Annotated in this window: 20 protein-coding genes; 8 read left to right on the top strand and 12 right to left on the bottom strand. The window is 69.3% G+C overall.

The annotated features are described in order from the left end of the window. Positions 1-109: 109 nt before the first annotated feature. The 6 genes from FB157_RS47085 to FB157_RS02735 form a co-directional block, all read right to left on the bottom strand. Positions 110-250, bottom strand: a complete 141-nt coding sequence (locus FB157_RS47085) for a hypothetical protein (RefSeq protein ID WP_186581302.1) — start codon at positions 248-250, stop codon at positions 110-112. Further along, entirely contained in the window at positions 241-492 is a 252-nt protein-coding gene (locus FB157_RS47080; RefSeq protein ID WP_186581301.1) for a hypothetical protein, read from the bottom strand. Before FB157_RS47080 ends, FB157_RS47085 begins: the two co-directional genes overlap by 10 nt. Positions 493-978: 486 nt before the next feature. Then, positions 979-1617, bottom strand: a complete 639-nt coding sequence (locus FB157_RS02750; protein ID WP_145875511.1) for a hypothetical protein — start codon at positions 1615-1617, stop codon at positions 979-981. Positions 1618-1631: 14 nt separating this feature from the next. Then, a complete protein-coding gene (locus FB157_RS02745; protein ID WP_261386128.1) occupies positions 1632-6362 on the bottom strand; it encodes a ricin-type beta-trefoil lectin domain protein in 4731 nt (1576 codons plus the stop codon). Positions 6363-6859: 497 nt separating this feature from the next. Next, the gene (locus FB157_RS02740) at positions 6860-7276 is read right to left on the bottom strand and encodes an ATP-binding protein (RefSeq protein WP_145875509.1); all 417 of its coding nucleotides are present in this window, start codon (positions 7274-7276) and stop codon (positions 6860-6862) included. Next, positions 7273-7497, bottom strand: a complete 225-nt coding sequence (locus FB157_RS02735; RefSeq protein WP_145875507.1) for a hypothetical protein — start codon at positions 7495-7497, stop codon at positions 7273-7275. The genes FB157_RS02740 and FB157_RS02735 overlap by 4 nt, the downstream gene beginning before the upstream one ends. Positions 7498-7612: 115 nt before the next feature. On the opposite strand from FB157_RS02735, the gene FB157_RS02730 reads away from it, so the two are divergent. The 5 genes from FB157_RS02730 (at position 7613) to FB157_RS02710 (ending at position 10422) form a co-directional block, all read left to right on the top strand. Then, entirely contained in the window at positions 7613-8476 is an 864-nt protein-coding gene (locus tag FB157_RS02730; protein WP_186581300.1) for a helix-turn-helix transcriptional regulator, read from the top strand. Continuing rightward, positions 8448-8741 (top strand): DUF397 domain-containing protein, encoded by a 294-nt coding sequence (locus tag FB157_RS02725; RefSeq protein ID WP_145875504.1) that lies wholly within the window; start codon positions 8448-8450, stop codon positions 8739-8741. Before FB157_RS02730 ends, FB157_RS02725 begins: the two co-directional genes overlap by 29 nt. A 109-nt stretch (positions 8742-8850) precedes the next feature. Continuing rightward, complete coding sequence (locus FB157_RS02720; RefSeq protein WP_186581299.1) at positions 8851-9654, top strand: HEAT repeat domain-containing protein; 804 nt, start codon at positions 8851-8853, stop codon at positions 9652-9654. 13 nt (positions 9655-9667) lie between these two features. Beyond that, positions 9668-9949, top strand: coding sequence for a hypothetical protein (locus FB157_RS47075; protein WP_186581298.1), 282 nt, complete (start codon positions 9668-9670; stop codon positions 9947-9949). Then, complete coding sequence (locus FB157_RS02710; RefSeq protein ID WP_145875502.1) at positions 9946-10422, top strand: SMI1/KNR4 family protein; 477 nt, start codon at positions 9946-9948, stop codon at positions 10420-10422. Before FB157_RS47075 ends, FB157_RS02710 begins: the two co-directional genes overlap by 4 nt. A gap of 51 nt (positions 10423-10473) precedes the next feature. Here FB157_RS02710 and FB157_RS02705 read toward each other — a convergent pair whose 3' ends face one another. The 4 genes from FB157_RS02705 to FB157_RS02690 all read right to left on the bottom strand — a co-directional run bounded on the left by FB157_RS02705 (position 10474) and on the right by FB157_RS02690 (position 16120). Further along, entirely contained in the window at positions 10474-12522 is a 2049-nt protein-coding gene (locus FB157_RS02705) for an NAD(+) synthase (RefSeq protein WP_186581297.1), read from the bottom strand. A gap of 132 nt (positions 12523-12654) precedes the next feature. Next, positions 12655-14598 (bottom strand): protease pro-enzyme activation domain-containing protein, encoded by a 1944-nt coding sequence (locus tag FB157_RS02700; RefSeq protein WP_145875501.1) that lies wholly within the window; start codon positions 14596-14598, stop codon positions 12655-12657. A gap of 209 nt (positions 14599-14807) precedes the next feature. Further along, a complete protein-coding gene (locus FB157_RS02695) occupies positions 14808-15437 on the bottom strand; it encodes a DUF305 domain-containing protein (RefSeq protein WP_145875499.1) in 630 nt (209 codons plus the stop codon). Next, entirely contained in the window at positions 15434-16120 is a 687-nt protein-coding gene (locus FB157_RS02690; RefSeq protein ID WP_145875496.1) for a DUF3105 domain-containing protein, read from the bottom strand. The genes FB157_RS02695 and FB157_RS02690 overlap by 4 nt, the downstream gene beginning before the upstream one ends. 136 nt (positions 16121-16256) lie before the next feature. On the opposite strand from FB157_RS02690, the gene FB157_RS02685 reads away from it, so the two are divergent. Together FB157_RS02685 and FB157_RS02680 are read left to right on the top strand one after the other, a co-directional pair. Continuing rightward, positions 16257-16703, top strand: coding sequence for an Rrf2 family transcriptional regulator (locus FB157_RS02685; protein ID WP_145875495.1), 447 nt, complete (start codon positions 16257-16259; stop codon positions 16701-16703). 91 nt (positions 16704-16794) lie between these two features. Then, positions 16795-17835: an FAD-dependent monooxygenase gene (locus tag FB157_RS02680; protein ID WP_145875493.1), complete on the top strand. Its 1041-nt coding sequence runs from the start codon at positions 16795-16797 to the stop codon at positions 17833-17835. A 57-nt stretch (positions 17836-17892) separates the two neighbouring features. Here FB157_RS02680 and FB157_RS02675 read toward each other — a convergent pair whose 3' ends face one another. Then, positions 17893-19080: a globin domain-containing protein gene (locus FB157_RS02675; RefSeq protein ID WP_145875491.1), complete on the bottom strand. Its 1188-nt coding sequence runs from the start codon at positions 19078-19080 to the stop codon at positions 17893-17895. Between the two features lie 300 nt (positions 19081-19380). Here FB157_RS02675 and FB157_RS02665 point away from each other — a divergent pair, with 300 nt between their 5' ends. After that, on the top strand, positions 19381-20742 hold the full coding sequence (locus FB157_RS02665) for a glutamine synthetase family protein (protein WP_145875487.1): 1362 nt from the start codon (positions 19381-19383) through the stop codon (positions 20740-20742). Between the two features lie 229 nt (positions 20743-20971). Here the strand turns inward: FB157_RS02665 and FB157_RS02660 are convergent, their stop codons facing one another. Beyond that, positions 20972-21397, bottom strand: coding sequence for an RICIN domain-containing protein (locus FB157_RS02660; protein ID WP_145875485.1), 426 nt, complete (start codon positions 21395-21397; stop codon positions 20972-20974). Positions 21398-21419: the final 22 nt, after the last annotated feature.

Here is a 21419-nt window from a genome sequence, read left to right as displayed (position 1 = left end):
CCTGGTGGTGGCTGCAACACCCTTGTCGCCAAGTCCTGGTGGACCGCGAAGGACTGCCGCACCACGCGGGTGCAGCGGTCCCGTAACGCGCCCAGGTTCTAGCCAGTGGCTAGTCGTTCTCGACCAGGTACTTGACGAAGTCCACGACGAATTCGCCGTATTGGAGAGCCGATCCGATGGCCTCCAGCCTCGTGTACCGGTCCGGGGACAGCGGGACATCCGTGGCGCAGCTGATCGCTCTCAGCAGCACCCGGAAGCCAGGTCCGGAGTGCACCAGCGCGCGCAGTCGACGAGCGCCGCCCGCACGTCAGGAGCCAGGAACCGGGTTGCCTCGATCTCGGCCACGACCGCGTCGAGGCAGGCCATGCCGTCCTCGGTGTCCGCATCGGTGAGCGGGCGTACGTCCGTTGCCGTGGACAGCCGGGCGTCGCACAGGTCGACGGCGGCCCGGATCCACTGCGCGCCATTCCCGAGCCGCTCCCAGTTCGCCATGTACTCCTTTCCGGCCTCCCACAGCACCTCGAGCGTCCCCGAGGGGAGGTTTCGGATGGCACGTCTGCACGAAGTAGCCGTCCTTGTGCCCCTTGGCTCGCACGAGTTTGATGAGGTACACGTTGGCGGCGTCCTTCACACTCCCATCCCGGAGCTGCCGGGCATCAGCGAGGCGGCGCACCCCCCTGCCTTCCGGAATGACGAGGTGAGATTCCGCATCGCGCGCTCACCGGGGCTTGGGCCGTGACAGCCGGTTCAGGGAGGCAGATAGAGGTGAGTGGCAGCGGGTCTTGTCGCGTAGGGCGCTCCACTCGGTACGGGTGAGGTCGACGTAGGGAGTCGCCTCCGGCCTGGGCCGGTGGGCGCTCCGGGACATCAAGGAGACCGGTGAGAGCACAGTCCATTGTCAACGGAGTTTGAACGGGGTGGGGGGTGGGGCGCGTCACGCCCACCCCCCTCTGAGATAGGGCGGATGAAGGGCTTCCGCTAACCGCCTTCGACCAGGTACCTCACATCGCTCACGACGAACTCACCGTAGTTGAATGCCGACCCGAGCCTGTTCAGCCTCGCGTACTGGTACTCGGACAGCGACACGTGTCCCGGGGACCGCGACGCACTCCGTTCGACCAGGGCCCTCAGGAGCAGCCGGAATGCGAGATCGGGGGTGCAGGAGCGGGAGCATGCGCCGAGCGCATCCGCCACCTCGGGAGCGAGGATGCTCCTGAACTCCTGCACCGAGGCCAGGATCTGGTCGGCCAGCTCTCTCCCCTCGTATGCGTCTGCGTCGGTGAGCGTCGTAGGGGCCGAGCGGTGGGAGAGCCACGTATCGCACACCGCGATCACGTCTCGCATCCACTCGGCGCCTTCAGCGACACGGCCGCGGCGGAAGAAGTACTCCCCTCCGTCGGCGCAGCCTTCCCACAGCACCTTGATCTGGTCCGAGCTGAGGTTGTCGAGGAGGAGCCGGGCGTCACGCCGCACCAGCAGCACCGACGCCGGCTCCAACTCCTCCACGAACTGATTCGCCACTGCCTCTGCTTCGGTGGAGGCGTCCAGTGTCCAGTCCTGGTGGAAGAAACTCATGATCCACGGGATGCCGAACGTGAACTCCGTAGACCGATGCATCGGGCGCCTCCTCCTCAGACCGGATAGCCGGTGTAGACGTAGTAGCCGAACCTGTGCCCCGGCGCACGCTTAAGGATGATCACGTACTGGTTGCCGGCCTGTGTGATCGTCCTGCCGTCCGGGTGGGCGACAAAGCCGAGGGGAGTCCTCGCCCCGAACGTCCCCCTCAGTGTCTTCTGCTGGGCGTTGCCGCGAAGCCACCTGGTGATTTCGCCCGCCTTGTTCGCCAAGGCGTAGTCGACGACCTGTTGAGCCGTTTGGAAGTCGACGAACACACTGTTCTTCTCGCCCTTCTGCACAGCGAGCCTGAGTGCTTCCGACTGCGTCGGGTTCACGTGATCATCGAGGATGTGAGCCTGCCCGGGGAACTTCTGCGCGTCGGCCACGAGATCGTCGCAATTGTGGACCAGGACCGGGGTGCCGCCCGCCACTGCGTAGAAGGTGTGCAGGCCCGACACGGTCAGGTCGTATACCGCCTGGGGTGCCGGGTGATCCCGCTCGCGCAGCCCGGCCACCGTGCGAGGGGTTCCGTCCGGAGTACGCAGGGCGTCTCCGGGGCGCAGGTCGGAGGCCAGCGTCCAGCCGCGGTCGGTGACGAAGAAGGCGTGTCCGGGCGTGCTGGTGAGGCGTCCGCCGTCCTCCAGGGTGACGTCGACTAGGTCGACGGCGGTGTGGTGGAAGGTGCGCGTGACCGGCTGGCCCTGAGTGCGTCCGGTCGCCGGGTCGGCGGCCAGCAGGCGGTCATTGGTGCGTACCTCCTGGATCGCCTTGCGGCTGCCGTCGGCCAGGACGACTTCGGTGGTGGCGGGGAAGCTGTTGACCCGGCATGCCGTCTGCAACTCCTCGTACACCTCGACGGACCGCTCCATTTCGGCCATCGTCTGGGCGTCGACGTCAAGCGCCTTCAGCGCCTTCAGGGCGTCGCGGACCCCTTCACCGGACCGCATGGCGATGTCGAGGGCACGGATCGCCTCGGTGATCTTTGTGATCGCACCGCCGATGGGCAGCCAGGTGGCGGCCCAGGCGCAGTCGCCGAAGCTTCCGCTGCCGTCACCGTTGAGCTTGTGGTAGCAGCCTGTGAAGTCGCCCTTGATCGACTTGGCGATTCCCTTCCACAGGTCCACGGTCACGTCCCACGCAGAGACCTTGATCTTCTTGGTCAGGTCCGGAACCGTCTGCGTCTTCAGGAAGACCGTGTCCTCGGCCGGACAGCCGGCCTCGGTGGCGGGCACATCCGGATTGGTGCACAGGTAGAAGCTGACCACCGCGTCGAAGTGCGCAATGAACACCAGCGTGTTGCAGTTGATGCCGTGGCACTCGTTGGGGAGGCGTTCCGGCTCGCCGTGCTGCTTGATGTCGTCGATGACGGAGAAGACCCCTCCGACACCGGTCGCCGCACCCGTCTGTACCTGCTTGTTGGCGTCCTCCCGCTCGGTGCGGTCGGCTGCATCCTGGGCTTCCTTGGCGTACTTGTCGGCGTCCTTGGCGGCCTGTTCGGCCTCGGTTGCGGCGGTGTCGGCGCGGTCGGCGGCGGCGCGGGCGTCCTTGGCGTCCTGTTCGGCCTGGGCCGCCGCGGAGCGGGCGGCTTCGGCGTCGAGTTCGGCGGCGTCTGCCGAGTCGCGGGCGTCCTTGGCGTAGCCCTCGGCGCGTCCGGCCGCCTTGTCGGCGGCTGCGGCGTCGTCGGCGGCCTGCTTGTCGTACTCGACGGTGCGGGCCAGGGACGCTGAGGCCGCCGCCGCGGCCTTGGCGGCGTCGGCGGCGTAGCCGAGGGCGTCCTTGGAGTAGGTGCGGGCGTCGGCGGCGTACTGGGCGGCGTTGGCCGCGTGCTGGTAGGCCTCCTTGGCGTCGCCCTTGGCCTGGTCGGCGAGGTTCTTGGCCGCTTCCGCCTCGGCTGCCGCGTTCTTGGCGTGCGCATCGGCGACCGCCTGCTGCTGCTCGGCGATCGTCTTCGACGCCTGCCCGGTCAGTACGACCAGGCCGGCGGCCGAGTCGGTGTCGACATACGGGGAGCCGAGCTGGATCGCGTCGTTGGCCGGGTTGGCGACCTGCTTGGCCGCTTCACCGGCGTCCACGGCCGCCTGGGCGGTGACGTGGGCGTAGCCGGCGGCCTTCGCGGCGGCCGCGAGGGCGTTGCCGGCCTCCTTGTCGGCCGCGTCCGCCTGGGTCTTGGCGTCCCTGGCGTGCTGTTCGGCCTCGTCGGCGAGCTTGACGGCCGTCTTGGCCTCGGCGGAGGCGTCCTGGGAGGCCTTGATGGCGTCGGCGACGGCGCTGGTCGCGGTCTTCACCGCGGCGTCGGCCTTGAGCTTGTCGGCCTGGGCGGCGTCCGCGTCGGATCGGGCCCGCTTGGCGGCGGCCTCGGCGCGGGTGGCGGCGGCGTCGGCGTCGGCGGCCGCCTGGGTGGCGGCGTCGGCCTCGGAGCGGGCCTTGGTCGCGGCGGCTTCGGCGTCGTCGGCGTGCTTGTCGGCGTCGTTTGCGGCGGCCCTGGCGGCGTCAGCGGCGTCCCCGGAGTCAAGCTTGTCGGCGTAGGCGTCCTTGGCGTCGGCCTTGGCGCGTGCGGCGTCGGCCTTCTGCTCGGCGTCCCACGCGTCGTCGCGCATGGACTTGGCGTGATCGCTCGCCTTGACCGCGTCGTCCCGCCGGTCCCCGGCGGTCTTCTCGGCGGCCTCGGCCCTGTCCTTGGCGTCCTTCGCCTTCGCCGCCTGGGACTCGGCGTTCCTGCGGTGCTCGGCGGCCTCGGCCCGGCTGGCGGCGGCGTTCTCCTTCTCCGCCTTGGCCGTCTTCTCCTCGGCCTCCGCCGCGAGCCGCTTGGCGTGCGCGTCGGCGGCGGCCGCCTTCGCGTCACCCTCGGCCTTCAGCGCGTCGGCGAGCTTGGCCTCCGCGGTCTCCTTGTCCTTCTTCGCGTTGTCCCGGTGGATCTTCGCCGCGTCGGCGGCAGCCTTCGCCTGCCACGCGGCCGCCTTGGCGGCCTCCTTGCGGAACTCGGCCTTCGACTGGGCGGCCTGGGCCAGGGCACGCTGCGTGATGGTCTGGGTGTCGCCGGCGGAGGCGCGGGTGGCGGCCTCGGCGGTCTCGGCGGCCTTCTCCATCGCCTGTAGTGCGGCGACCGAACCCCTGGTCACCTGGTCCTTCTGCTGGCCGACCAGCAGACCACGACCCCGCGGCGCGCCGTTGGTGTCCGCGATGCCGTAGGCGGCCTGGATGGCCGAGTCCGACGTCGTGGCGGCCTTCTGCGCCGTGGCGAGTTGTGCCTTGACCGCGGCGAGCTGCTTCTTCGCCTCCGACTGCGCACTCGTGACGTTCGCCTTGGCCTTGTCCACGTCGGCCTTCGACGGCGCGCTGCCGGTGTGGCCCTTGGGGACGACGCGGAGCTTCTGTGCGGTGGAGCCGTTGCACGTGTTCAGCTGGGCGTCTTTGCCGTTGTCGAACGCGGCCAGGTTCAGGCACTTGTCCGTGGCGATGTTGCGCAGCTCGTCCGCGGCGCGGACGTTGAACGTCCACTGCTGTGCCTTGCTGCTGCCGCAGTCCCGGATCTGGATCTTCGTGCCGTTGGCATTGGCGCCGTTCAGCACCTCCAGGCACTTCTGCGCGTTGACGTTCAGGAGGGTGTAGTGGCCGTCGTAGACCCCCCACAGCTGCCACTTCTGGGCGCTGCTGCCGTTGCAGGTGTAGATCTGGACCGGGGTGCCGTTGGCCTTCCCGGATCCCTGGACGTCGAGGCACTTGCCGGCAGCGCCCGGCACCTGGATCTCCAGCGGGGCGTCACCGATCCAGTTGATGCCGCCCTCGGTGTAGTGGTCCAGCCAGCGGGTGGAATAGTCCGCGATCCACGACTGGCCCAGGAGCTTGCCCAGGGCGAAGGTGCCGTCCTGCAACGCCTTCGTGGCGGTGACGTTGGCGGCGAGGATCTGCTGTCGCTGCGTGGCCTGCGAAGCGATCTCCTGCTGCCACTCGGCGGACGCCTGGGCCACTTCCTTGCCGAGAACCCGGTCCGGGTCGATCGGGTCGTGCCACGCGCACGCGGCGAAGCGGGCCTTCAGGTCCTCGACCGCGACGCGGAACTCCGGGGTGTCCGGCGCCGGAGCGGTGCGGGGGAAGCCGCCCGCGGACAGGAAGATGCGGGCGTCATCGGCGAACACCCTGGGAACGAACAACTGGTTGGGTTCGATCTTCCCGGAGTTCTTCTTCCACAGCGCCCACGCCTGCTGCTCCTCCGGTGTCCCCCCGGTGGTGTACAGCTGGTCACCGATCGCGACCGCGGCAGCCTTCGTGCTGTCGTCAGCAGTGGGAGAGGGTTCGTAGAAGGGCGAGAACAGGTCGATGCCCCGGCCCCACGTCTGGTAGATCCACGGAAGCAGCCCGATCTTGTCGTAGATCTTGTTCGCTCCCTGCGGCGCGCCGGGGTACGAATCCAGGCCACTGACGGCGTTGGTCCACGCCTGTCCTTGGTCTTCGACCTTCTTCTGCCATTGGCCGCTGTTGTCCTCATCGGCATCGAAGGCCTGGTGCAGGGGGGTCCTGACGTCGTGCAGGTCCCGGTTCAGCTTCTGATGGAGCTGGTCGGACGGCAGCCCGACGGCGCCCTGAGCCAGGGCGAACAGGTTCGGTCCGCCCTTGCGCAGGGCGTCGACAGCCACGCACTGGTCCCCGCGCAGCTGTTCCGCGGCCTTGGTGTCGTAGCCGTCATAGGAATCCCCTACGAGGCTTGCATCGTCGTGGTCCGAGAGGCCGGCGAGGTCGGGTCGCACAGCAAGGCCGACGACGACCGCAACTGCGGTCAGCAGAAGAATGATTCGGGCAAGTAGTCCTGAACGGCCTGGCGTTGGTATGAGCGATCTTCCTGGTCGGGAAGGCAACGGAGCATCACTTTCTTCAGAGTGTGTATGCGCCGGTTGATCGGCCGATGCTCCGCAGAGCAGTGAATTGCAAGAACTCTCACGAAGACTCAGAAGCGCAGATCCCTGGCCGGGCTCACGCACGCGGATGGCCGGTGCGACGGCATGGCGATGCAACCCCTCCCCGTGAGCGACGGCGTTCCCCCGGTCGCTGACTGGTGTGCGCGTACGGAGTGGTCAGGCTCCGCCGGTGCACGCCGACACTCTAGGCACACTTTCGTATGGCGGACTGATGGCGTGAACCTTTCGGCAGGTCAGCCTGCTGGAAGGGGGTGGCCACTCGCAGGCTGCCTGTGCTTTTCCTGTGAGGCTTCTGTGTGTTTGGGTGACTGGCGGGGTGCGATAGGTGATCACAGGCGACTGATTTTCGATCCCGATGTGTTCGCGCTGCCGAGCCTGGGGGTTGACCGCTGCCCAGGCTCGGCCAGCTCGCACCAGACCGTCTTGCGGTCCGCTCCCTGGTCCACGCCCCAGCGCCGGGAGAGCTGGTCGACCAGGGCCAGACCGCGGCCGGACTCGGCCGTGCCGGTAGCGGACACGAGGGCGGGCAAGGTGTGCGGGTCGGGGTCCGTGACCTCGATGCGGGTATGGCCGATGTCCGTGTCGGTGACGCGGATGGTCACTGGGTTGCCCTCCCCGAGGTGGTCGATGACGTTCGTCAGTAACTCCGTTGCACACAAGCGGACTTCGAAGTCGTGGGTGCGGAGGTGGTGGCGGAGTTCCGGTACGGCCCTCGGGGTGGCGAGCAGATCGAATTCGAAGGTCATTTCCCGGCTGCCGCCTTCCGGAGAGCGGTGGCCAGCGCCCGGGCCGTCGCGATGTTGCAGTTCCCGAGTGCGATGAGGCCGGCGGGTGGGGTGTACGTACCGGCAAAGCTCGGGAGGTCTACGCGCAAGGAGGGCAGTGTGATGCCGTGCAGGGCGAGGGCGGCGCGGAGTTCCTCCACGCAGAGGGTCACGTCGTAGGCCGTGGGGGAGTGGTCGGGCATGCGTGGCGCCTTCCTCTTCCTGTGCGTTGTGTGACGAACACCTCACAGGCTGTCGTCAGGATCGCTACGGTGAAAGGGGTTTCGCGTTCGCGACCGGGACAGCGGAAGGTGAACGATGGCAAGGCGCAAGGACATCGACGGCTCGATGAGCGTCCCGACCTTCTACGGCAAGGAGTTGAGGTGGAAGCGGGAGGCGGCGGGGATGTCGTTGGAGACGTTCCTTGAAGGCAGCTTCTACGGCAAGACGTACCTCAGTGACATCGAGCGCGGGGAGCGGAGGATGCCGATCGATCTGGCTCGGCATGCGGACCGGGTGCTCAACACCGACGGGTTCTTCGAGCGGCACTGTGAGGATGTGCGGAAGGCGCGGAGGGGGCCGCATGCCGCGTACTTCGAGAAGGTCCTGGAGGCGGAGAAGTACGCGGAGTCCATTGAGGAGTGGTGCCCCATCATCATCCCCGGGCTGCTTCAGACCGCTCCGTACGCTCGGACGCTCGTCCGGTCAGCTCACCCGGCGGCCTTTGACGACTGGGTCGAGGAGAAGGTGGCGGCCCGAATCGCCCGCGCCCGCCTCTTTGAGGAGGATCACTCCACCCCGGAGTACTGGGCGGTCCTGCACGAGTTGCTGATCGCGGATCCGATCCTTCCTCCGCTGGAGATGGCCGAACAGTTGGACCGAGTCGTGGAGTTGGCCGAGCGGCGCCGGATCACTCCGCAGATCGTTCCGCGGACGTCCGGCCCGTATCCCCTGATGGCTGCCTCCATCAAGGTCATGACCTTCCAGGACGCGCCGCCGCTGCTCTACATCGAGGCGTCCTACAGCGGTGACACCATCGACGATCCGGCCCTCGTGAAGCAGTACCGCAAGGCATACGATCGGCTCAGGGCTGTCGCGCTGTCACCAGACACGTCCCTCGACATGATCAAGGCAGCGGCAGAGGATTACCGAAATGGCAAGCAACCGGATCGACTTGACTGACGCGCTCTGGTTCAAGAGCAGCTATAGCAACGGGGACGGCGGGGATTGCGTCGAAGTGGCCGGCGACTTCCCCGGCGCCGCCCTCTGGCGCAAGTCGAGCTACAGCAACGGGGACGGCGGCAACTGCGTCGAAGTCGCCGACAACATCCCCGGACTCGTCCCCGTCCGTGACTCAAAGGCCCCCCACGGCCCCGCCCTCATCCTCACCGCCGTCGCCTGGGCCCCCTTCGTCGACGCGCTCAAGTCGGAGCCCGGCGTTCGCTGAACGCACGGGGGTCTGGGGGCGGAGCCCCCGGTGCCCCGGCTTCTCAGCCGACCGAGTCGGGCGGGTGGGTGGGCAGAAACGGCTACACCGGGCACCTAACATGCCGCCCATGGCGATGTTCGTGCACTTGACGTCGGCGGCGAACGCGCCGCGTATCCGGCGGTCCGGGATCCGTGCCGTCAGTGACGGACAGGGCGGTGCGCGCGGGGTGTTCTGCTTCCCGGTGCTGCCGTCGTACACGCTCACCCACCAATGGCTGCGCGAGCTGGGCCGTTTCGGCAGTCGGGGAGGGCTTGTCGCCGTGCATGTGCGGCTGGACGACGACCAGGAGGTGCTGGTCGGGCGGTACGGGGACCGGAGACGGGGCACCCAGGCCACCGTGGCCGCAGCCGAGGCGGTGCGGCGGATCGCGGTGCTGGAGGACCCGCGCGGGTGGGAGGTCTTCGTACCCCGGGCGATCGGGCCGCGCGAAGTGCACCGGATCCGTACCGCGCCGCAGGTGGCGGGGTGGCGGTACCTGCCCGACGCGCATGGTGTGCGCCCCTGCACCTGCTTCGGCTGCCGGGTGCGCGGCGGGTACGGGGCGCGGCGCCTGCGCGAGCGGTTGCCGCATCCGCTGGACGGCCCAGCGCCATCGGCGAGGGTGCTGCTCGCCAGGGTCGCGGCGGCCGGCGACCCGGGAGACCCCGCCGTGCTGCGGGAGGCTCTGCACTGGTTCGGCATGCGGCGCCGCGGCCCGCTCGCCCAACTTGCCCACCTGGCAGCCCACCCCGACCCCGGGGTGCGGGAGGCGCTGGTGTGGGCGGTCGCCGGCTGGTCCACGCCGGGCGTCGCCGAGCTGCTGCAAGGCCTCGCGGACGACCCCGACCCGGATGTCAGGGAGGTCGTGGAGGTAGTCAACGACGACGACTGACCCAGGTGCCTCCGTGGCCACACCCAACGAGACTGTGCAGTTCGTGAGCACCGGCGAGTTCCAGGAGGAACGGGACCGGCGAGGCGGTCGCCTCGCCGACTACGAACCCCAACGCGCAGATGCAGTCGCCGAGTTCGTCGATCGCGAGGCGGGCGGTGTCCTCACCTCCATACGCGATCCGGGAGAGCAGCGGCGGGATGTTCTGGGCGGGGAGCTGTCGCGCGTCGCGCAGTTCCCCCAGTGGATGCCAGAGATGCCTTTCAACGGACCTTGCAGGGCGAAGGGATTCGGATGACGAGCGGTCTGCAGGCAGCCGAGCAGGTGATCGACCTCGTGCGTGAGAACGAGGACCTCGCGCATCATGGCGATGGCTGCTCCGCAGAGGTGATCGCACGAGCAGAGGCTGAGATGGCCCTCGCCTTCCCGCCCTCGTACCGGCGTCTGATCGAGGAATTCGGCACGTGGGACATCCCGCCCGCCGAGTTTCCCGGCGTGTACCGGACTCCCGCCGGAGGAGAAGAGCTGCTGGGCTCATCCGCGTACACCCTGGAGGACCGCGCGCAGATGGGACTGCCGCACCACTTCTTGGTCGTCATGCACGACGACGTCCTGGGAGTCGTCGTCCTCGACACCTCTCGGCCGGACCAGAACGGCGAGTACCCGGTCTTCGCGTGGAACCCGGGCGTGCCGGACGGCGGGCTCATGGAGAAGGTCGCGGACAGTTTCGGGGAGTTCGCGCTCGATGAGTGTCGCCAGAAGCTGAGCTGAGTTCGGCTCCAGAGGACCGATACCGGGTAGGGGCCCAGTGGGTCCCCACCCTCACGCCTCCGGGATGTCGAACCGATCCAGGTCCCGCAGCCACGCCCCGGCCGAACTGTCCGACGGCGCACGCCAGTCACCCCGCGGGGAGAGCGAACCGCCGGCCGAGACCTTCGGCCCGTTCGGCATGGCCGAGCGCTTGAACTGTGCGAACCCGAAGAAGCGGCGGCAGAAGACCTCCAGCCAGCGTCGGATCTCCGGCAGGTCGTACGCCACCCGCTTGGCCTCCGGGAAGTTCGGCGGCCAGGCACCGCCCTCCGCGTCGTGCCAGGCGTGCCACGCCAGGAAGGCGATCTTCGACGGCCGGAAGCCGTACCGCAGGACGTGGAAGAGCGTGAAGTCGTGCAGCGCGTACGGGCCGATCTTCGACTCGGTCGACTGCATCTCCTCGCCCGGTACCAGCTCCGGACTGATCTCCGTGTCGAGGATCGCGGCGAGTGTCCTGCCGGTCTCCTCGCCGAACTGGCCGCTGCTGATGACCCAGCGGATCAGATGCTGGATCAGCGTCTTCGGCACGCCCGAGTTGACGTTGTAGTGGCTCATCTGGTCGCCCACGCCGTACGTGGACCAGCCGAGCGCCAGCTCCGAGAGGTCACCGGTGCCGAGCACGATGCCGCCGCGCTGGTTGGCCAGCCGGAAGAGATAGTCCGTGCGCAGACCCGCCTGCACGTTCTCGAAGGTGACGTCGTACACCGGCTCGCCGGAGGCGAACGGGTGGCCCATCTCCTGCAGCATCAGCCGTGCGGTCGGCGTGATGTCCAGCTCGGCCGCGGTGACGCCGAGCGAGTTCATCAGCTTGTGGGCGTTGTCCTTGGTGTGGTCGCTGGTGGCGAAGCCGGGCAGCGTCCAGGCCAGGATGTCGCTGCGCGGGCGGCCCGCGCGGTCCATCGCGCGGGCGGCGACGATCAGCGCGTGCGTGGAGTCCAGGCCGCCGGACACCCCGATGACCACCTTCGCGCCGCCGATCGACGCGAGTCGCTGCTGGAGGCCCTCGACCTGGATGTTGTACGCCTCGTAGCAGTCCTGGGCGAGGCGGTCGGGGTCGGCCGGCACGAACGGGAAGCGTTCCAGGCGACGGCGCAGACCCAGGTCGGTGAGCGGCGGGTCGAGTTCGAACCCTACCGTCCGGAAGTCACTCGTCCGCGCCCTGTGCGTACGGCGGTTGTCGTCGAACGTGCCCGTCCGCTGCCGTTCCTGCCGCAGCAGGTCGAGGTCCACGTCGGCCACCGCGTAGCTGTCGCCGAGCGGGAACCGCTCGGTCTCGGCCAGCAGCGTGCCGTTCTCGTAGATCATGGTCTGTCCGTCCCAGGACAGGTCGGTGGTCGACTCGCCGAGGCCGGCCGCCGCGTAGACGTACGCGGCGATGCAACGGGAGGACGCCGAGCGGCACAGCAGTTTGCGGTCCTCGGCCCGTCCGACCGTGATCGGACTGCCCGAGAGATTGACGAGGACGGTCGCGCCGGCGAGGGCCGCCTCCGCGCTGGGCGGCACCGGCACCCACATGTCCTCGCAGATCTCGGCATGGAGCACGAGACCGGGAACGTCCTCCGCCGCGAACAGCAGATCCACGCCGAACGGTACGGTCTCGCCGCCGAACCGGATCGATCCGCCGCGCTCGTCGGCGCCGTCGCCGATCTGCCGGCGCTCGTAGAACTCCCGGTAGTTCGGCGGGTACGACTTGGGGACCACGCCGAGGATCCGGCCGCGGTGGACGATCACCGCGCAGTTGTAGATCCGGTTGCGGTGGCGCAGCGGGGCACCGACGACCAGCACCGGCAGCAGGTCCGCCGACCCGGCCACCACTTCCTGGAGCGCCTCCTCGACCTGATCGAGCAGGGCGTCCTGCAGCAGCAGGTCCTCGATCGAGTAGCCGCACAGCACCATCTCCGGGAAGACGGCGACGGCGACCCCCTCGTCGGCGCACCGGCGTGCGTGGCGCAGGACCGCTTCGGCGTTGGCGTGCGGGTCCGCGATGACGGTGTGACCCGTACATGCGGCGACGCGTGCGAAGCCATGCTGATAGATCGACCAGAAGTTCAACGGAGGCACTGGCCCAGTGTAATCGTCAGAGCGACGCAATGGGGGGCGTGGGGTGTTGAATACCCCACGCCCCCCTGCGGCGCCTACCGCGTCAGCGGATCGGCGTCAGCGGATCGGCGTCTGCCGATCGGCGTCTGCCGATCAGTGACGGCGGTACGACTGGACGTAGCCGCCCGCGGGCGAGCCCACGCCGGTGACGTCGTCGTAGCCCTTCACCGCGGACAGCGAGCTGTCCTTGCCGAGGCTGCGGACCGAGGTCGCGAGGCCGCCGGAGGCGTCGAGGCCGTTCACGAAGTCGATACGGGCCACCGCCAGGCCGGAGCCGGTCGGGTCGTCCGTGACGTCGTGGAACACGCCCTTCTTGCCGTACTTGGCGTAGATGGACGGGTTGGCGAATCCGATCGCCTTGCCGCCGTGCGCCTCCTGGGCCAGGGCCTGGACCGCGGCGATCACCGGGGCGGCCAGCGAGGTGCCGCCGATGCGGTACTCGCTGTACTGCTGGGTGCCGTCCGGGAAGGTCTGGGTCTGGCCGACCAGGAAGCCGGTGTTCGGGTCGGCGATGGCCGCGATGTCCGGGACGACGCGGTTGCCGTCGGCGCTGTTGGCCTTGGCGAGCGAGTCCGGGACGACGCCCTTCTGGTAGTACGGCTGCGCCACCGTCTTGCTGGTGCCGCCGCCCGCGCCCGAGGTGTACGCGCCGGGGAAGTTCGTCCAGCTCTTGCCGTCGGCCGACAGCAGAGCCTTCTGGGTGCCCCAGCCGGTCTCCCACTGGTACGTGTCGCCCTTGCCGACGGCCAGCGAGGTACCGCCGACCGCGGTCACCCATGCCGAGTTGGCCGGGGTGTCGACCTGCTTCGTGCCGGTGTTGGCGACCTCGTCGCCGTTGTCACCGGAGGAGAAGTAGAAGCCGATGCCCTGGACCGCGCCCAGCTGGAAGACCTGGTCGTAGGCGGCCGCGAGGTCCGGCGTCTGGTTGGCCTCGATGTCGCCCCAGGAGTTGGAGACGATGTCGGCCAGGTGGTTGTCGACGACCTTGCTGAGCGAGTCGAGCAGGTCGTCGTCGAAGCAGGACGCGGCGCCCACGTAGGTGACGTCGGCGGCCGGCGCGACCGCGTGCACGGCCTCGACGTCGAGGGTCTCCTCGCCGTACCAGCCGGCCGCGCCGCACTCCTTGGTCTTCGTGTAGTTCTTCGGCAGCGACTGGTGCAGCTGGCCGGTCTTCCAGGCCGCGTCACCGTGCTTCAGCGCGTACTTGCCCGCGTCGTAGGCGATGGTCGGCGAGGCGTACGCGTCGGTGATCGCGATGCGCACGTCCTTGCCGGTGTAGTCGCCCGCGCCGTAGGCGGCACGCAGCTGCTTGCCGGTGTAGCCCTTGATCGCGTACGGGATCTTCTGGCCGTACGCGTCGGGCAGCGTGGTCGCGATGTTCGAGCCGAAGTACGAGGAGAACGGCCCGGAGTTCTTGAACACGGCGTCCGGAGGCGGCAGCTGCTCGTCGTGGGTCGACTTGTGCGGGGCGTTGTCCAGACCGGTGACGGTCAGGACGGCACCCTGCAGACCGGCCGGCGCCGAGGCGGTCTTCGCCGGGGCGCGGTAGGTCTTCGACCCCTTGGTGAAGTTGTGCAGCTGGGTGCCGAACGCCTTCTCGGCGGCGGCGACGTCACCGGAGACGGCGACGTAGTGCGAGGTGACCTCGGTGACCTGGAGCCCGGCGGCCTTCAGCCAGGACTTGACCGCGGCCACCTGGGCCTTGGTGGCCCCGAAGCGGGCCTGCGCCTTCTTGGCGCTCAGGTACTTGCCGTAGTGCGGCGAGCTGGGGTCGGACACGGCCTTGGCATAGGCGGCGAGTCCGGCCCGGTCCCGGCCGGCCAGGTACACGCGGGCCTTGACCTGCGCGTTGTCGGCGGTGGCACCCTTGTCCGCCTTGGCCGTGGCCCACGCGGGCTTGGTGCCCGCCAGTGCGTCACGGGCCGGGTTGTCCGCGGCGTGCGCCGCGGATATACCGAACGCCAGCGCTCCGGCGATCATGGGCAGTGTCGCTGCCATGCTCACGCCGGCGCGCACCTTGGCGCGGTTGGATCTCATAGAACCCCCTGCGATGCGGTTCGCATGCATGTAGTGGTCGGTACGTCGTGGATCCGCACACCGGCCCGCGGCGGCGTCGGCCCGCGAAGGGATCACACGATGGGGGCCACTCTTTCGATGAACCGTTCATGCCAGGGGAACGCAAAGGTCAAGAGAAGCTCAAGTAACCGTCATGCAGGGCGTTTTGAGGCTTTCGTCCGCGCGGTGGCTTATGAACGGGGTTTTGCGCCCCGTTCCTTGAGCATGCCGGCCATCAGCTCGATCTCCGACTGCTGCGCGTCGACCATGCCCTGCGCGAGCCGCTTCTCCACCCCGACGGTGCACTTGGCCACACACCCCTCGGCCATGTGGATACCGCCCTTGTGATGGTCCGTCATCAGCTGGAGATAGAGGATCTCCGCCTGCTTCCCGCTCAGCGACTGGAGCTTGTTCAGCTCGGTGTTGGTCGCCATGCCCGGCATCAGCGCGCCGTCCTTGCCGGCGGCCATGTCGCCCATGCCCATCCATGTCATCGGCGGATCGGCCGACACCTTCGGCAGCTCCCACAGATCCAGCCAGCCCAGCAGCATCCCGCGCTGGTTGGCCTGCGTCTGCGCGATGTCGTACGCGAGCCGCCGCACCTCCTCGTTCTTCGTGCGGTCGCGCACGATGTACGACATCTCGACGGCCTGCTGGTGATGGACGGCCATGTCCCGCGCGAATCCCGCGTCCGCGGACTCGGCCGTGGGCGTCCTCGGACCCGATCCGCCGTCCTCGGCGACCGCGTACGTGATCGCCCCGGCCGCGACGAGCGCCGCCGCCGCGGCGCCCGCCACCCAGCCGATGTGCTGCCGCCTCACTTCATGACCCCGCCGGTGCACGAAGCGCCCGGCTCGGGCGTCTGGGCGCCCTGCACGTAGGAGGCGAAGAACTTGTTCACCTCGGGGTCGCTCGCGCTCTTCACGGCCACCTGGTGGCCCCAGGCAGACAGGATCAGCGGGGCGGCCTGGTTCTCGTACGGGCTCATCAGCGAGTACGGCGTCTTCTTCACCTTGGCCGCGAGCGCGTCCACGTCGGCCTTCTGCGCCTTGCCGGTGTACGTCACCCAGACCGCGCCGTGCTCCAGCGCGTGCACGGCGTTCTCGTCCTGCACCGGCTTGGTGTAGACGTCGCCGTTGCAGTTGAGCCACACCGGGTTGTGGTTGCCGCCGACCGGCGGGTGCATCGGGTACGACACCTTGTTCGTCACGTGCGTCCGCGCCAGCTTCCCGGACCAGGTCTGCACGCCGTCCTTGCCGGTGGTGAAGTGCCCGGAGTCCCCGGAGCCCTTCGCGTCGCCGCCGGAGACCGTGTCGTTCTTGGCGGACTTGTCCGACTGCGAGTTCACGAGCACCACGCCACCGACGACGAGACCGCCGACGACCACCACGCTGGCGGCGATGGTGAGCGCCCGGTTGCGGCGCTCCCGGGCGCGCTCGGCGCGCCGCAACTCCTCGATGCGCGCCTTGCGTGCCGCGCTGCTGCTGTTCTTCGCGGAACCCATGAGGTGTCCTTCTTGGGGGAAAGGGACGTGGATGGTGGGGCTCGCTGATCGTAGTGCGCAAGGAGTGCCTGTCCGTAGGGAGGGCATCACAACCGGATAATTTGAATCGCGGATGCGCATTACCTACCCTCGCGGTATGCGGTTGCTGCGCTCCACCGACCTGGCCCTGCGAGTCCTCATGCGGCTCGCTGTCGCCGGCGACACCACCCCCACGACCCGCCAGGTCGCGGCGGACATGGACGTGCCGTACACCCATGCCGCGAAGGTCGTGGCGGAACTCCAGCACCTGGGCCTGGTCGACGCCCGCCGCGGCAGGGGCGGCGGCCTCGCCCTCACCGAACGGGGCCGTACGGCGTCCGTGGGTACGGTCGTGCGTACTTTCGAGGGGGACGGCGACGTCGTCGACTGCGAGGGCGGCACGACCCCCTGCCCCCTGAACTCCGCCTGCCGCCTGCGCGGCGCCCTGCGCCGGGCCCAGGAGGCGTTCTTCGCGACGCTCGACCCGGTGACGGTGGGGGACATGGTGGCGGAACCGACGGGGCCCCTGTTGTTGGGCATCTCCAGGGGGCCGCGGGGCGGCTGAGGGGCCGCCGTTTGGCCGGAAGGGCCGTTGATCGCCGGCTCGGGCCTCGTGAAGGCTGGGACCTCCGTACGGATCGACCACGGGGGTACGAATGAAGATCCTGATCTCCGGCGCGAGTGTCGCCGGACCCGCCCTGGCCTGGTTCCTGCACCGCGACGGGCACGAGGTGACCGTCGTCGAGAGGGCCCCGGCCCTGCGCGACAGCGGTTACGCCGTCGACTTCCGGGGACCGGCCTTCGAGGTGCTGGAGGAGCTGGGCATCCTGGAGGAGGTCCGCGCGCACGCCACCGGCATGACGGGCACCGACCTCCTGGACGCCGACGGCGCCCACGCCGGCGCGTTGCCGCCCGAGATCTTCGCCGGTGAGCTGGAGGTCCCCAAGCGCGAGGTGACCCGCATCCTCCACGAGCACACGGCCCGGACGGTGCGATACGTCTTCGACGACTCGATCGACCGCATCGAACAGGACGCGACCGGTGTCCGGGTCGGCTTCGAGCGGTCCGCCCCGGACACGTACGACCTGGTGGTCGGCGCCGACGGCATCTACTCCGTGGTGCGCCGCCTCGTCTTCGCCCCGCACTCCGAGGCGATCCGCCACCTCGGGCTCTCGGGCGCCGGCTTCAGCACGGCGAACCACCTCGGCCTGGACCACCGGGGAGCGCTGTGGCAGACCCCGGGCCGTGCGGTCTACGTGTTCAGTGCGGCGGACCGGGACCGGATGTCCGTCAGCCTGTCCTTCGCCAGCGACTCCCCGGCACTGGACCTGCTGGACCGCGCGGAACAGGAGCGCATCACCCGGGACCGGATGGCCGGCGCGGGCTGGCTGCTGCCCCGCCTGCTGGAGGACATGTCCGCCGCCACCGACTTCTACTTCTCCTCGGCCTGCCAGGTGCACCTGGACCGCTGGTCCGAGGGCCGCGTGGTCCTGGTGGGTGATGCGGGCCACTGCGCCGCCCCGACCTCCGGCATGGGCACCTCCCAGGCCCTGATCGGCGCCCACACCCTCGCCCGCCACCTCGCCGCCTCCGGTGACCACACCAAGGCCTTCGCGTCCTACGAGCAGGAACTGCGCCCGTACGTGACCGAGAACCAGGAGATCGGCCGGGAGGGGGCGCGGCGCTTCGGGGCCTGAGCACCCTGTGGGCCACCGTCACGCACGGACTGCGCGGCGGTGGCCCGGGCCGGCCCCTCAGCCCTGGGCGAGCCAGAGGTCCGGCCCGAACACCTCGTAGTGGATGTCCGCCGGGGCCACGCCCCGCTCGATCAGCTGGGTGCGCACCGCGCGCATGAAGGGCAGCGGGCCGCACAGGTACGCGCACGTGCCGGGGTGCACGGTGACGCCGGTGAGGTCGACCAGGCCGCTGCGGGTGCCGGGCTCGGCGTCACGCTCGTAGAAGAAGTGCGTGGACGCGTCCGGGAGCTTGGCGGCGTAGGCCTCGTGGTCGGCACGCAGGGCGTGGTCGGCGGGGGAGCGGTCGCCGTGCACGACGGTGACCGGGGCCCCGTGGCCGTCGGCCGCCAGTGCGGCGAGCATCGAGGTCATCGGGGTGACGCCGATGCCCGCCGAGGCGAGCAGGAGCGGCCGGCCGGCGCTGTCCCCGAGCACGAGGTCGCCGTACGGCTCGGAGAGGTCGAGGACGTCACCCTCGCGCACGTGCGCGTGAAGGTGGTCCGAGACCTCGCCGTCGGGCGACGCGGCGTCGCCCCGGACACGCTTGACACTGAACTGGCGGAGCGTCTCACCGGGCGCGCCGGAGAGGCTGTACTGCCGTATCTGCCGGGCTCCGTCGGCCAGTTCGACCTGGACGGAGACGTACTGGCCGGCGCGGAAGTCACGCACCGGGCCGCCGTCGGCGGGCCGCAGCCGGAAGGTGACGACGTCCGCCGTCTCCGCGACGCGCTCGACGACCTCCCACGGCCGCCGCCGCGTGCTGCCGCTCTCCTCGTACAGCCGCTTCTCGATGGCGATGAGCGCGTTCGCCATCAGCCAGTACACCTCGTCCCAGGCGGCGGCGACCTCGGCCGTGACGGCCTCGCCCAGGACCTCGGCGATGGCGGCGAAGAGGTGTTCGTGGACCACCGCGTACTGCTCGGGGGCCACGCCCAGCGAGGCGTGCTTGTGGGCGATCCGGCCCAGCAGGGCGTCCGGCCGCCGGTCCGGGTGCTCCAGCAGGTGGGTGGCGAAGGCCGCGATGGAGCCGGCGAGGGCCTGCTTCTGGGTGCCGGCGGCCTGGTTGCCGCGGTTGAAGAGGTCGCGCAGCAGTTCGGGGTGGGCGGCGAAGAGCCGGGTGTAGAAGCGCTCGGTGATCTCGCCGATGGCCGCGCCGACGGCGGGAAGGCTGGCGCGGACGGTGACTGCGGACTGCTCGGACAGCATCGTGACTCCTCACGGCTCGACGGATCGGCTCGACGGATCGGCTCTGCTGGTCAGCACGCTATGAAAACTTGCATCTGAGATGCAAATTAAATGGGCGTGGTGTCGCTCACGGGGGAAGCGGACCGGCCATTACGGATGTCGGCGAGAGAAGGCAAGATGGGCGGCAGAGCAGTACACCTGCCGTACGACAGGCGTTCAGGCCCGGGACGCCGGGGCGATCAAGGTCCGCAACGCGCTTGAAACGGTGTTGTGGTGGGATGTTCCCAGGCGGCCTGACCAGCAAGGATGGGGAAGCGGAAGATGGACAAGCAGCAGGAGTTCGTGCTCCGGACCTTGGAGGAGCGCGACATCCGGTTCGTACGCCTGTGGTTCACGGACGTGCTGGGCTTCCTGAAGTCCGTCGCCGTGGCCCCGGCCGAACTGGAGCAGGCCTTCGACGAGGGCATCGGCTTCGACGGCTCCGCCATCGAGGGCTTCGCCCGGGTCTACGAGTCCGACATGATCGCCAAGCCGGACCCCTCCACGTTCCAGGTCCTGCCGTGGCGTGCGGAGACCCCCGGCACGGCCCGCATGTTCTGCGACATCCTCATGCCGGACGGCTCCCCGTCCTTCGCGGACCCGCGCTACGTGCTCAAGCGCGCCCTGGCCCGCACCTCCGACCTGGGCTTCACCTTCTACACCCACCCCGAGATCGAGTTCTTCCTGCTGAAGGACCGCCCGCTGGACGGCACCCGCCCCATCCCGGCCGACAACTCGGGCTACTTCGACCACACCCCGACCAACGTCGGCATGGACTTCCGCCGCCAGGCGATCACCATGCTGGAGTCGATGGGCATCTCGGTCGAGTTCTCCCACCACGAGGGCGCCCCCGGCCAGCAGGAGATCGACCTGCGCTACGCCGACGCGCTCTCCACGGCCGACAACATCATGACGTTCCGCCTGGTCATGAAGCAGGTGGCCCTGGAGCAGGGGGTCCACGCGACCTTCATGCCGAAGCCCTTCTCCGAGCACCCCGGCAGCGGCATGCACACGCACCTCTCCCTCTTCGAGGGCGACCGGAACGCGTTCTACGAGTCCGGCTCGGAGTACCAGCTCTCCAAGGTCGGCCGCTCCTTCATCGCGGGCCTGCTCAAGCACGCGGCGGAGATCTCCGCGGTCACCAACCAGTGGGTGAACTCCTACAAGCGCATCTGGGGCGGCTCCGAGCGCACGGCCGGCGCCGGCGGCGAGGCCCCCTCCTACATCTGCTGGGGCCACAACAACCGCTCGGCCCTGGTCCGCGTCCCGATGTACAAGCCCGGCAAGACCGGCTCCGCGCGCGTGGAGGTCCGCTCCCTGGACTCCGGCGCCAACCCGTACCTGGCCTACGCTCTGCTGCTGGCCGCCGGCCTCAAGGGCATCGAGGAGGGCTACGAACTCCCGCCGGGCGCCGAGGACGACGTCTGGGCCCTCTCGGACGCCGAGCGCCGCGCCATGGGCATCGAACCCCTCCCGCAGAACCTCGGCGAGGCCCTGACCCTGATGGAGCGCAGCGACCTGGTCGCCGAGACCCTCGGCGAGCACGTCTTCGACTTCTTCCTGCGCAACAAGAAGTCGGAGTGGGAGGAGTACCGCTCCGAGGTGACGGCGTTCGAGCTGCGGAAGAACCTGCCGGTGCTGTAGGGGCAGGTCGGAGCCGGTTTCCCGGCGAAACGATCCCGTGGGGCCGACGGTCGTGGACCGTCGGCCCCATCGCGTCTCACTGCCCCTGGGGCCGCAAGCGGGCTACGGCCCTGTGGTGAGATCTGGGGACCGGCAGAGCCACGGCCGGAACCATGCCTCCGGCGGGGGATCGGCCGGCACCGGGAGGGGAGCTGGGGTGGGCGGTGGGTTGTGAGGCGGTTCGGCCTGGCTAGACGGCCCTGAAGCACCATTCCGGGTCGCGGTATTCGGAGCTGGGCAGGATGGCGACGCGCGGCGGGAAGATGCGAAGGAGGCTGTAGGTCAGAACCAGCCCGTCGTTCGAGGCGCCCGGGGCGAGCAGGTAGGTGTCCGGATCGCCGTCCGGGCCCTGGGCTGTGCGCCAGGGGTACGGCTGCTTGCTTCCCCTGATCATCATGGTGGGCTGGTTGGGATCACCTTCGCTGCCCAGGTAGTAGCCGGTGGCGACGTTGCGCAGGGTGTAGGTGCCCGATTCGGGCTTCACCTCCCACAGCTGCTGCGCGTTCCCGTCCGGCGGCAGCACTACGATGTCCTCCCCCTTGCCCATGTGGGTGAGGTGCCCGCCAGGGCCCAGGATGGTGAAGGTTCCGGCGGAGATGAGCTGGTCGTTGGCCATACTCCAGGTGCTCCTTTCCGTG

It is taken from the genome of Streptomyces sp. BK340, from assembly GCF_007827595.1.
GTDB lineage: Bacteria > Actinomycetota > Actinomycetes > Streptomycetales > Streptomycetaceae > Streptomyces.
Note: the sequence above shows the minus strand (reverse complement) of the source record. Positions and strands in the feature narration are given on the sequence as shown.